This is a genomic window from Pseudoalteromonas sp. SG45-2, assembly GCF_014164115.1.
Lineage (GTDB): Bacteria > Pseudomonadota > Gammaproteobacteria > Enterobacterales > Alteromonadaceae > Pseudoalteromonas > Pseudoalteromonas distincta.
In genome coordinates this window covers 117,574-129,881 of sequence record NZ_JACJEO010000015.1, presented here as the reverse complement: position 1 = coordinate 129,881, position 12,308 = coordinate 117,574, and the positions used below count along the sequence as shown (strand labels likewise).

9 protein-coding genes are annotated in these 12,308 nt (G+C 37.7%); 5 read left to right on the top strand and 4 right to left on the bottom strand.

Annotation, left to right across the window (positions count from 1 at the left end; translation table 11 throughout):
• Positions 1–693: 693 nt before the first annotated feature.
• Positions 694–1,329, top strand: coding sequence for an isoprenylcysteine carboxylmethyltransferase family protein (locus H5116_RS12600; RefSeq protein WP_182716286.1), 636 nt, complete (start codon positions 694–696; stop codon positions 1,327–1,329).
• A gap of 253 nt (positions 1,330–1,582) precedes the next feature.
• Here H5116_RS12600 and H5116_RS12595 read toward each other — a convergent pair whose 3' ends face one another.
• The 3 genes from H5116_RS12595 to H5116_RS12585 are packed head-to-tail and all read right to left on the bottom strand — an operon-like array spanning position 1,583 to position 6,206.
• Positions 1,583–3,604: a bifunctional diguanylate cyclase/phosphodiesterase gene (locus H5116_RS12595; RefSeq protein WP_182716285.1), complete on the bottom strand. Its 2,022-nt coding sequence runs from the start codon at positions 3,602–3,604 to the stop codon at positions 1,583–1,585.
• A 4-nt stretch (positions 3,605–3,608) separates the two neighbouring features.
• Entirely contained in the window at positions 3,609–4,136 is a 528-nt protein-coding gene (locus H5116_RS12590) for a YfiR family protein (RefSeq protein WP_024596128.1), read from the bottom strand.
• A gap of 9 nt (positions 4,137–4,145) precedes the next feature.
• Positions 4,146–6,206: a TonB-dependent receptor domain-containing protein gene (locus H5116_RS12585; protein WP_182692675.1), complete on the bottom strand. Its 2,061-nt coding sequence runs from the start codon at positions 6,204–6,206 to the stop codon at positions 4,146–4,148.
• A 479-nt stretch (positions 6,207–6,685) separates the two neighbouring features.
• Here H5116_RS12585 and H5116_RS12580 point away from each other — a divergent pair, with 479 nt between their 5' ends.
• From H5116_RS12580 to H5116_RS12565, 4 genes are all read left to right on the top strand, one after another.
• On the top strand, positions 6,686–7,561 hold the full coding sequence (locus H5116_RS12580; RefSeq protein WP_182716284.1) for a sensor domain-containing diguanylate cyclase: 876 nt from the start codon (positions 6,686–6,688) through the stop codon (positions 7,559–7,561).
• Between the two features lie 443 nt (positions 7,562–8,004).
• Positions 8,005–9,021 (top strand): kelch repeat-containing protein, encoded by a 1,017-nt coding sequence (locus H5116_RS12575; RefSeq protein ID WP_182716283.1) that lies wholly within the window; start codon positions 8,005–8,007, stop codon positions 9,019–9,021.
• On the top strand, positions 9,018–9,734 hold the full coding sequence (locus H5116_RS12570) for a Sir2 family NAD-dependent protein deacetylase (protein ID WP_182711793.1): 717 nt from the start codon (positions 9,018–9,020) through the stop codon (positions 9,732–9,734). Before H5116_RS12575 ends, H5116_RS12570 begins: the two co-directional genes overlap by 4 nt.
• Before the next feature lie 121 nt (positions 9,735–9,855).
• On the top strand, positions 9,856–10,653 hold the full coding sequence (locus H5116_RS12565; protein WP_004334468.1) for a response regulator: 798 nt from the start codon (positions 9,856–9,858) through the stop codon (positions 10,651–10,653).
• 64 nt (positions 10,654–10,717) lie between these two features.
• Here H5116_RS12565 and H5116_RS12560 read toward each other — a convergent pair whose 3' ends face one another.
• A complete protein-coding gene (locus H5116_RS12560) occupies positions 10,718–12,031 on the bottom strand; it encodes a M20/M25/M40 family metallo-hydrolase (RefSeq protein WP_182716282.1) in 1,314 nt (437 codons plus the stop codon).
• Positions 12,032–12,308 lie beyond the last annotated feature (277 nt).

The following is a 12,308-nucleotide window of genomic DNA, read 5'->3' as shown; positions in this document are numbered from 1 at the left end:
CGAACTCAGTAGTGAAACGAAACAGCGCCGATGATAGTGTAGCATTTGCTATGTGAAAGTAGGACATTACCAGGCTTCAAATTGTAGAGAGCCCGACTAGAAATAGTCGGGCTTTTTTACGTCTGAAGAAAAGTAAAATGTGCGCAATTATCATCCACTCACAGCAACACCCATCACGTAGGTCGGGCGAGCACAGCGACTCCCGACGTTAAAATCACAGCAAAATCCCTCAATATCTCAGTGGGCCAATCCAGTAGCATTTGCTATGTGACTCTCCACCGCTGTGGGCACTACGACATTACCAGGCTTCAAATTGTAGAGAGCCCGACTAGAAATAGTCGGGCTTTTTTACGTCTGCAGAAAAGTTAAATATGCGCAATTAATATACACTCATACCAACACCATCGAGTAGGGCGGAAAAATAGATCACTTAATTAAGCGAATTGGTATAAAAATAAAATTGTGAACTACCGAATTTACGTTTTCGGTTTGTGTAAGCAGTTGTTTAGGTGAAGTATCAAACAGAATTTATAAATTAGTTTGATTAGTTGATTATAACTCGTTAACTAACCACAGACTTAGCTTGTTTATGAGGGCAATGAATACTAATATGATTTCATGATCTTATAACTAAATCTATTGGCTTAGTTGTTTTAAAATTACTACCAATAATGATTGTGAGCTGTAACTTAAATGCCTTATGAAACATTTGTAGATGACTCTGCATCGCTAGTTGAATTTACCCGAGTTTACTTAGCTATTTTTTATACTTTTGTTGCCGGATTTTATACATTTAGAATTATTTATAAAAATCGAAATACACCATCTGGCGTTATTTATCCCGGTGATAAATTTTGTACTAGTTGGTGGAATCATATGGTTTTTAAATTTTTCAGGGCTGCTATTTGGTTTGTATGTGTAATTAGAGTATTTGTACCTGAGTTAGATAGCTATCTTGGGCTATTCCCAATACTCAATGGCTGGCCAGGCGTATTATTTGGCGATATTTTATTGAGTGCAGGTTTTATTTTGACGATGTTTGTACATTTTCATATGGCGGCACTTTGGCGTTCAGGAATTGATCCTAAGGGACCACATGAGCTTAAAACATCAGGATTATATGAATACTCTAGGAATCCGATGTATTTAGGCGTTGTAGCTGCACAGGTGGGGTTCTTTTTAGCCTTACCTAGTATATTTAGTTTGACCTGTTTAGTTATTGGTTTTACAGCTATATATAGACAAACATTAGTTGAGGAGGCTCATTTAGCCCATCGTTTTTCTGCACAATATAAAGAGTATAAACAACTAGTCCCTCGCTGGTTATAGCTTGGGATTGAGCTTTAAATACGTGGATTTTTAAGGCAAAAGTAAAGAAGTGTTCTGTGTTGGCTTGCTAAAATCCAGCACAATAGACATAAATCAGATCACTTCTTTTTGTTTTATACCAATTCGCTTAATTAAGTGATCTATTTTGAGGATGGAAAAACGTGTTGATAGCTAGGCAAAAAATTTGCTATTTAGTTGTTCTAAATGAGAATTTTTTAACACAGGTAGCGACACATTTAGCCCCGCAAAATGATTAAGTATTATTGCGGATTGGTATTATATACTTTTTCATAAACTCTTGTTTAGTAATTGCCTTTGAAAAAATGTAGCCTTGAATGTAATCACAAGCAAGCTGCTTTAATAGGTCATACTGTTTTTGTGTCTCAACTCCTTCAGCAACCACCATTACGTCTAGATTGTGAGCCATAGTGATAATAGCTTTCACGAGACCAATGCTATTATCGTTTGATTCTATATCGTTGATAAATGAGCGATCTATTTTTAAAATATCTATATCTAAGCGCTGTAAATACGCCAAAGAAGAATAACCAACACCAAAGTCGTCAATCGCAATATCTATATTAATAGTGCTTAAGCGTTTTAATTGTCGTTGTATTGACGAGTCGGGATCCATTAAAGTATTTTCAGTGACTTCAATTAAAATGGTGTTTGCGGGTAGTTGGTACTTTTTACTTGCAACAATCCATTCATCCACCCAGCAACCAGCGCGGTCAATTTCAAGAGGTGATGTATTTACACTGACTTGAATTGCCTTTTCACTTAAAACATTGAATTGGACGGTATCTTGAATTGCTTGAGATTTTACCCATTGGCCGATATCGTTTATTAATCCGTTTTTTTCAGCAACTGGTATAAATTCATTTGGCCCTATTAGGCCTCGTTCAGGGTGGTTCCAACGAATTAAGGCTTCAGCTTTTGGTACTGATTTCCCGTCAATTGAAAATATAGGTTGGTAAAATAATTCAAATTGGTTTTTAACAATTGCAGTGCGTATTTCCTCTATTAGACGACGCTTTTCTGTGGCTTTTTCTTCGATAGCATAGGAGAAAAACTCATAGCGATTCCGACCTTTATTTTTAGACAAGTACATCGCTTGATCAGCACGTTTAACGAGCTCTTCTACTGTTAAGCCATCAGCAGGAAAAAACGTTAAACCTATGCTTGCTGTAACATACACTGTTTCTTTTTTTATTTTAATACTCTGCATTAAACTATTTTTTATAGCTTCGGCAATTTTTGATGCTTCATCCGGGCTATTTACACCCTCTAAAATCAATGTAAATTCGTCACCACCCAAACGTGCGACTGTATCTTTAGTCGTTATACAACTTTGTAGTCTTGTTGCTACTTGGTGTAAGAGTAAATCACCGTAGTCGTGACCTAGGCTGTCATTTACTTCTTTAAAGCCATCCAAATCTATGAATATAAGGGCGAACTTCATTTCCTTAATACTTACTAAGCTTTGTAGTTTTTCGTAAAAATAACGCCTGTTCGGTAAGTCGGTTAATCCATCTTGGTAGGCATATTGTTGCAACTGAATATTCGCATTTTCAAGTTCATTAGTACGCAGTCTAACTTGGTTTTCTAATGAATTTTCTCTTTGCTCAATGTTGTATAACATCGCATTAAAACAAGAGGTTAATTGTCCTACTTCATCTTGTGATAGCTGTTTAGCGCGTAAGCTATAATCATGTGATGTGGTTATTTTATTTGCTGTTTGAGCTAAATATAAAATAGGGTTTAAAAAGCGACGCCTTAATAAAAGAGATAAAATTAGGCTGATGGCAAAGGTGAATACCATCAAAATCATTATAAATTTAAAGTAAAAAGTAATTCTGTCTTGAATGTAGCTGTTGTTAGCGCGTATTTTTAATATACCGTAATCATGCATATCGAGCTGAAGGGGTGTACTCACTTCAATATTTTGCTCCATATCTTCATCTTTGGATTGCGCAATAACAAGTTGCTCACCAGTCACACTTGTTACCATTATACTAATAACATCTGAGCGTATAAGTATTGGGTTTATAAGCTCTTGCACTGCATCAATATCATCAAACATAAGTGCTGTAGTTATATTCGGTGAAAGCATTTTTGACAGAGAGCCCAAGCTTTCTATTTGTTCCTCTTTAGCGCTAGTGATTTCATAAGCACTAAATACAATGGTTACTGTCGCGGTTGATACAAGTGCAACACTCATTAAGATAAATAGTAATTTTTTGCTCATCGTATTTAATGTAAATAGTTTTTTCATTGCACTACCTATCTACAACGCGGGCAAGGCGTAGCACTTTTGAGCTCATAGTAATACCTGCATCTTTAAGCTGTTTCGGAGCAATTTCAAAGCGAATTTTACCACTGGAAAGAAAAAACCTGATATGACCGCCATTTTCAATAAATGTGTCTGTTTCACCAATGAGCATAACGTTTTTCAGTTCTAAAGGTGTTATGTTTTGCCATTCGATAAATGTATCAGAGGTAATAAATAGCATGTTACACGCCGAGGTTGTTACTTCATCAAGAGTGATTAATTTATTGTATAGAGGTAAGTTTTTTATAGTGCGACTTTTTAAAGCGTTGTTAGCCGCATCAATAAAGTATTTATCAGGGCTACAAATAATAAATTCATTAAGAGATTCTAAATGATAATCCCAGTGTCCAAAACGTGCAAAGTTATATAAGAAGCCTGCTTTTAGCATGTATTCTTTTTCAACAGCGCCAACGCTGGCACTAAGAAGTGTCAACGTTATTAAGCTACTGTGAATTAAACTTCTTAATTTAATCATCTAATTAACTTAGAAATTTGCTGAAATTGTAAATGTAATACATTCATCAATATAGTTTGGTAATGTATAGGTTTCGCGCGTATTATTGTACTCAATATGTGAACCTGCAAAGAGGTTTTTACCCGAAATTGCAGTAGACCACACAGGTGTTGCTTGCCAATTCCAACTAACATCTAACGTTGTGTAATTATCAGTGTTATATGCATTTGAGTTTATTGCGCGCAATGTCGCAAACACATTATGGTTGGTTAAAAAAGAATAATCGGCTTTTGCAAATAACTGCCTGTTTTTAGAGTCATAGCCGATTGCGGGCTCTACTCGAGGAGGTAAATCGTAGTTATAATCGGTGTAACTATAACCAAACTCAGTATTGAGATTATCAACAGGTTGCCACGATACAACTAGGTCGAACCCTTTAGTGGTCGTGTCTGCTACAGATGCAAAGTCTAAATCTATGCGAGTCATTGTTAGTGCTTGAAATACTTCTGGGATTCTCCCTGCTAGAAATAATTCAAGTATAGGTGTGAATTGTTCAGCATGCGTATTCATATCAATAACCGCTACGTTATTAGCATCGGTATAATAAGTAGAAAGATCCAATGACCAATCGTTAGCAGTAAAACGGTAGCCTAATTCATAAGATAGATAGTTTTCAGATTTAACTTTGTCGTTACCATTTAGGTAGGTTGCAATTCGGTAGTCGTCTATTTGTCCAAAGCCAGAGCTTAAACCGGTAAGATCTTTAATTTCTGTACCATTAACTTTAAAGTTGTCGTTAAATTCAATCAATGTTGGTGTACGTACACTTCTCGATATAGCACCCCAAGTAAGGTGGTTATCTACTGGTTTGTATATAAGCCTTGCTGACGGTTGATTTTCCCAGCCAGTTAAATCGTTATGATCAAGCTTAGTACCAATAATAAAATCGAGTGTATCAGGCGTCACATTGTATTGAGCTTGAACAAGTGCACCAAACTGTTTGAGGTTATCAAAGTTTTTATCGCTATCTAAAAATACACTTTCTGCGAAAGAGATAGAGTTATACCGGTAGTTTAATCCCCAATCTAGCTGTAGAGATTGGTATATGAAGTTCATTTGATAATCAATATCTATCGATTCAAAATCTTCTTTAATATAATCTTGGGAACCATTTTGTTTCAGCCAAGAAATTTGTAGCATTTGATTGGCATCGGGCGACACTCTGTTTTCAAGGCGTGCCATTATGCGTGAGTCTGTTCGCTTTAAATCATCTGAGAATGAAATGTTTTCGTTGGTTTCATCTATAACACCTCGGTAGTTTTGACCAAGTGTTGAGTGAGTAACGTCCCCCTGTAGTAGCGCAGACCACTCATCATTAGGGGTAAAGTCAGCCCGAAAACCTAAAGAATTTTGTTTAGTTGTATCGTTAGGTGCGAGTAAGATCCCTTTTTTTGATTCATTCGCATCTTTTACATGACCATACACACGGTAGCTGCCTATGTTACTTATATCACCACCGTAACGAAGATTTGCATCAACATTTATTTGATTACCAGTTGTTACGTTTGCGTATCCACCGCGAGTATCAATACTGTTTTTAGTAATGATATTAATCACGCCATTATTTGCGTTACTACCCCAAAGTAATCCGCCTTGTCCGCGTATTACTTCAATGCGCTCAATGTCATACAAAGGAACGTTGAGTGTTTCCCAATAAACTGCAGCAAATTTTGGGGTATATAAGCTTTGTCCGTCAATCATAACCAATAGTTTGCTAGAAAATCGAGAGGCAATACCTCTTGATGAAATAGCCCATTGATTGTTATCGAGCTGACGTACAATTAAACCAGGCACCATTTTCAGTGCTTCAGGTACTGATGTAGCACCAGAGTTAGTAATTTGTTCTTTACTTAATACATAAATAGATGAGGCGGTATCAAATGCTGATTGTGCTCTTTTCATCGCAGAAGTTGCTTGTACATCCATGCCCATTAAAGCATCAAGATCGAGGTCTTCATCTTCAAACGGCTCGGCCGTTAAGAGAGGGCAAACAAAAAGTAATGGCCAAAACAAACGTTGTGATATTTTCACCCAAAAGTCTCCTGCGCAATCAAAAATCAAAAACAGTCTTTGTTTTTGTAATACATGTGATATCACACAATATTAACATACATTAACAGTGTAAAAGCATAAATGAGATTAAATCAAGGTAGCTAATTTTGTAGTAGTTAAAAGGTCTAATTTCGCCCAATTGAACTGTAAAAATATAGTTAAATGAACTTTATAAGTATATTTATTAAAGAGTCAGTAAAATGTAAATAGCTGATAGTTATATGTTTATATACGACTTAAAATTTAGTCTATTTCAGAATAACTTCAAAGTATTTATGGTTATTAAATATTTAATCTTAACTTTTTCGTGTCATGCTTCTCAAAGCAATATTAATTATATGGGCACAATTTATACCTAGCCCTGTGTTATCTGCGATTGTGGTTTAATTATCTTTGCTTTTGTTAAAGCTATATAGAATACTTAAATTTGCTTGGTTTTGCTTTAAAGGCACCAAAGTATGATAAAAAATGAATTAATTAATGTAGAAGAAGTACTCGATTTAATGCTTGATGCCGTTTGTGTGGTAGATAAACAAGGCACATTTGTTTTTGTAAGCGCAGCATTTGAGCAAATTTTTGGTTATACGGCCGACGAAGTTGTAGGCAAAAAGATGATTAACTATGTTTACGAAGGTGATCATTACAAAACGCATAACGCCGTAACTTCGCTATTGTCTGGCGAAACGGTAAACCCTCGCTTTGAAAACCGCTGGATGAGAAAAGATGGTCAATTAGTCCATATATTATGGTCTGTTCGTTGGTCAGAGCAACATCAAGTAAGAATTGCAGTAGCGCACGATATAACTGAGCGAAAAGTAATGGAAGAGCAGCTCCATTACATGGCTCGGCACGATGTGTTAACTGGTTTGCCTAATCGCTCTTTATTGATGGAGCGATTAGAAAAAGTAATTATTAGTGCAACTACAAACAACACATTTTTTTCTTTACTGTTTATAGACATAAATGGCTTTAAAGCAGTAAACGACACCCACGGACACGAAACTGGCGATAAGCTTTTATGTGCTATAGCAAAAAGGCTTTCAGCGTCGGTTAGGCATTACGACACAGTAGGGCGTTTAGGTGGAGACGAATTTTTAATTATTTTAGATAATTTAAGTTCTAGCCACGAAACCGTCAGAATAAAAAATAAAGTCCTCACTGAGTTTAAAGCTGTCTTTAAGTTAGATGACGTACTACTAAATATTTCCCCCAGTATTGGCTTTGCAAACTACCCAGAGCACGGACAAACAGATCATGAACTTATAAAATATGCTGATCAAGCTATGTACAAAAATAAACAACAAGGCTTAGATAACGTAACCTATTTACCTTAAAAAATTATGCTGAACTACCACCTTAGACAGCTCATCTTCACAACGCCCTTAACTACAATACATTACTTAGCGCCACATTTTTAATAGCGGTTTTCCAGCGCTGCGTTAAAAATCTATAAATGCTCTTACAGCAGTTTGTAGGTAGTTCCTTGATAAATAAACTGCACAAGTAATTTCTGGGTGATAATGAAGGCAATTACCGTATAGGCAGTAATACATTTTTTACTAATGATGCAGGCGAAAGCAAAGTTTCGGTCACTGATTACGCAACAGCAATGGTTGATGAAGCGCAAAAAGGAGTGTACGTAAATCAGCATATTAGTATTGCCTACTAATATGATTACTAATCAAAAACGTTTGATTATTTTGATATAACAATACTGGCTCACAAGGCTAAAATAATTTAATCTGAGCGTATTAATTCTTATTAAATTATTTGCCTTATGAGCCTTCTTTTTTCTCTTGCGTTAGCAAGCCTTCCCGCTTTACCTGAGCCTGTTGCAAATAATGCTGTGGCTAAAGTTATTGTAAAAAACCAGCCCTACTTTTTAAGCTTTATGGGGCTGGGGCGCGATAAACAATACTCGTCAGTGCATAACAAAGTGTGGACGCTTAAAGTTGGCGATTCACAGTGGCAATCTAAAACTGGTGTGCCTTCAAGCTTGCCATTAAAAGGGCGCTTAGCAAGCACCGCAGTCGGCTTAGGCGAGTACGCTTATGTGTTTGGCGGTTATACGGTAGCAGAGGATCATACTGAAGTTTCAAGCCCCGACGTATATAGGTACGACGTAATAAAAGATACCTACACTCACCTTGCTAGCATGCCAGTACCCGTAGACGATAGCGTAGCGCTGAGCTACAAAGCGCGTTACATTTATCTAATTAGCGGTTGGCATAACGACGGCAACGTAAACTTAGTACAAGTATACGACACGCAAAATAATACATGGCAACAAGCCTCGCCATTTTTAGGTGAGCCCGTATTTGGCCAAGCCGCTGCTATTAGTGGTAACACCATTGTTATTTGTGATGGCGTTAAAACACAAGCTAATCCTGATTCGCGTCGCTCGTTTGCAGGTGTAGCACAGTGCTTAAAAGGCACAATAGATTCAACTAACCCACAAAAAATAGATTGGCGTACCTTGCCACATCCAACAGGCACTGCTCACTACCGAATGGCAGCCACCAGCTATAATGGCAATATTTATATGATGGCAGGCTCTAATAACCCATACAACTACAGCGCAATAGGCTACGACGGCAAACCTGCACCAGCAAGTGACCATGTTTGGCGCTTTAGTATCAAAAAAAACGAATGGCAGATTTTATCCCCAGTTGAAGTAAAGAGCATGGATCATCGTGGTTTACTTGAGCACAGTGGGGTTTTATATAGAATTGGCGGCATAGATAACAGTCAGCAAGTAAGCGCTAACGTACTCGGTTACGAGGTTGAAAAGTGAACACTCTTTACATTACAGGAGCGGGAGTCAGCGCAGCCAGTGGTATTCCCACCTTTAGAGGGGAGGATGGTTATTGGACCATTGGCAGTAAAAATTATACGCCTATGGAAATGGCAACGCGCGCAATGTATCAAAACGCCCCAAAAGAGTTTTTAGCATGGTATTACCATCGCTTTGCAACGTATCGCAATCATGGCCCAAACGACGTACACCATTGGCTAAGTGACAAAAACCTAATTACTCAAAACATAGATGGGCTTGATGGTAAAGCAGGTAATAAAAACTACATTGCTATTCACGGCAGGCTTGATCAAATGACCTTATTTCATGAGCAAGGTGAGCCAGTCACGCCACTTGCCACCCCGTGGGATAGCGTAGACGAAAACTGCCTGCAAGAGTCTCTTTTTGAGCTATTTAATATTCAAAACCAAACGCCTGAGCTAAACCATTCATTTAAGCCCTTTGTTTTATTATTTGACGAATACTACACCGAGCTTTACAGAATAACACAAGCACAACAGCGTATGCTCAACGCCGATAAAATTGTATTTATGGGCACCTCGTTTAGCGTCAATATTACGCAAATGGCAATTGAAATAGCCCGAAATTACGACATTCCTGTTGAAGTGGTTGACCCTGAACCTGCACATATTTTGCACGCTAACGTCACATATAAAAAAATGAATGCATTAGATTACATTCAATCTAATTAATAAGTGCTATATTTTAAAGGGGTTGGTAATGTTTTCTTAAATATTAAAATCTCTTTATATAATATTAACGAGTCAAAAATGTTATTATTATCCTGATTATAACAATACTAAAGAGATCTGAATGAGCGACTTAACTGCAATAGCAAACTTGTCCATTTTACTTGTAGAGCCTTCAGAGGTTCAGCAAAAAATAATAATAAAATCGCTTTTAGAAAGTGGTGTAAAACAAGTTGAAACTGCATCTACACAAACACAAGCGCTTAGCTTATTAGCAAGTTATCACCCTGATCTAGTTATAAGCTCTATGTATTTATCTGACGGGACAGCCGACTCACTATTGCAAGAAATAAGATCAAACCCTATCACCGAGCATCAACCTTTTATGCTTATATCGAGCGAGCGTAATAAAAAATACCTTGAGCAATTACGCCAATCGGGTGTGCTGGCTATTTTGCCTAAGCCTTTTAGCGCAAAAGCCATTACCCGCGCACTCAAAGCAACCCTCGACATCATAAGCGAAGAAGAAGTAGAACTTGATCATTTTGACGTAACGTTGCTGCGAGTTTTAGTGGTAGACGACAGCCGTTTTGCGCGTAAACACATAATACGTGTACTTGCAGGGATGGGAATACCTGCACCAATAGAAGCTGAAAACGGTAAAGAAGCTATTGAGCACTTGAATAACCAACCGTTTGACTTAATAGTAACCGACTACAACATGCCAGAAATGGACGGGCGAGAACTAACAGAAGCCGTTAGAAGCTCAAATAGCTACTCACATATTCCTATTTTAATGGTGAGCTCAGAGGCAAACGACACTCACCTAGCTAATATTGCTCAAGCGGGAGTTGATGCTATTTGTGATAAACCGTTTGAACCGGCCACAGTGCGAGAATTACTGTATAAAATAATGTCTTAAAAGTAAGTACAAGCGTAGGACGGTTATTATTTGGCCTACGCTCATCTTTAAAATACATTTACTATTACAGTTTTCCTAATCTATAAATGAGTAATGCCGTTTTTTTAATGTTTTTATCAAGGCTGGTTAAATCGGCTGTTTCGTTTTTAGTGTGCGCACCGCTGCCCATCAAGCCTAATCCATCAAGTGCCATATCAACATGGTTTGCCGCAAACGAAATATCAGCCGCACCTGCATTGCGTGGATTGGCGGCTACTACTTTGTTGAAGCCTAAGTCGTGGCTTGCGTCGCTGTATAATTCTAATAGCTTTTTATTGCCATCAGTTAATGCCATTGGCGGATAACCATCTTCAAAAATAAGCTCTGCTTTACTGCCATCTAAGTTTTTAGCCACAATTTGTAGCATAACCCTTTTAGCGCTTTCTACCTGCTTTGGCGAAAGTGCGCGTAAATCACCTGCAACATGCACGGTTTGTGCAATTACATTGCTTTTACCAAACGCCGTTGCTGACGAGTTAGCACTGTCGTAGTCGGCATTGGTACCGCCCACAATAAGCCCTGGGTTAAATGTTAAATTAGGTTGCGTGGCAAGTTGCTCTCTAAAATCATTTAAAATGCGTGATGCTTCGTAAATAGCGCCATAACCAACGCTGTCGCTAAATATTTGCGACGAATGCGCTGCATTTGCCGTTACATTTAGCGTCCAGCCGGTATAACCACGGCGCGCCGCCATAGCTGTTTTTATATTGTTATCGCCATTTTCATAGCCAAGCGCTACGTCAGCCCAAATTGCTGCATCAACAATAGCTTGTTTAGATAAGCTAAGTGGGCGACCGCTGCTTTCTTCATCGCCAGTCAGCAATACTTTTATGCTTACATTTTCGAGTAAATTAAGGGCTTGTAAGCTTTTAAGTGCGGTAATTATTATCGTGTTACCGCCTTTCATATCGGCAACGCCTGGGCCACTGGCTGTATCGGCATCAAGTTGTTTGTAGGTAGTAAAGTTATCGTTTTTGGCAAATACCGTATCTAGATGGCCGATCATCAGTATTTTTATTGCATCGGGGTTTTTACTCTCATGGGTTGCCAGTACATGTCCTGCGCGGTTAAACGCACTGCCATCCAGCCATTCTACTTTAAAACCAATGGCCTTAAGTTGCTCGCTTGTCAGCGCGCCTACTTTTTTTACACCTTCAATATTAAGCGAACCGCTATTAATATTTACGGCTTGCTCTATTTCTTTAAGTGCTTGGGGAATGTTTCTATCGACCTGTTTTACTATTTCACGCTCATTTTTATCAAGCGCCGCATGGCTTGTAAGCGACAGGGTACTCGCAAGGGTAAAAATAAGTGCATGGCTAAATTTTAAAAATGACATAACAGCATAATAAGTGAGAAATAAGAATATTTAATATGAAGTAAAAATACACAGGATTCAATAGAAGTAGATTGTGATTTTTAACTAATTTTATAAGTAATAACGAGTTACAAGTTTAAGGGCTATGGGGTGTACGCATTATTGGTTTAAACACAGATATTTAAAATATAACCTTTTAACTAATAATCAAGCTGTATAACTAAACAACGATTTGGCTGATATTACTGATCTCCACCATTTTGGCATTTTTCTGCATTTAGAAAAGGTAAGGAGAAGA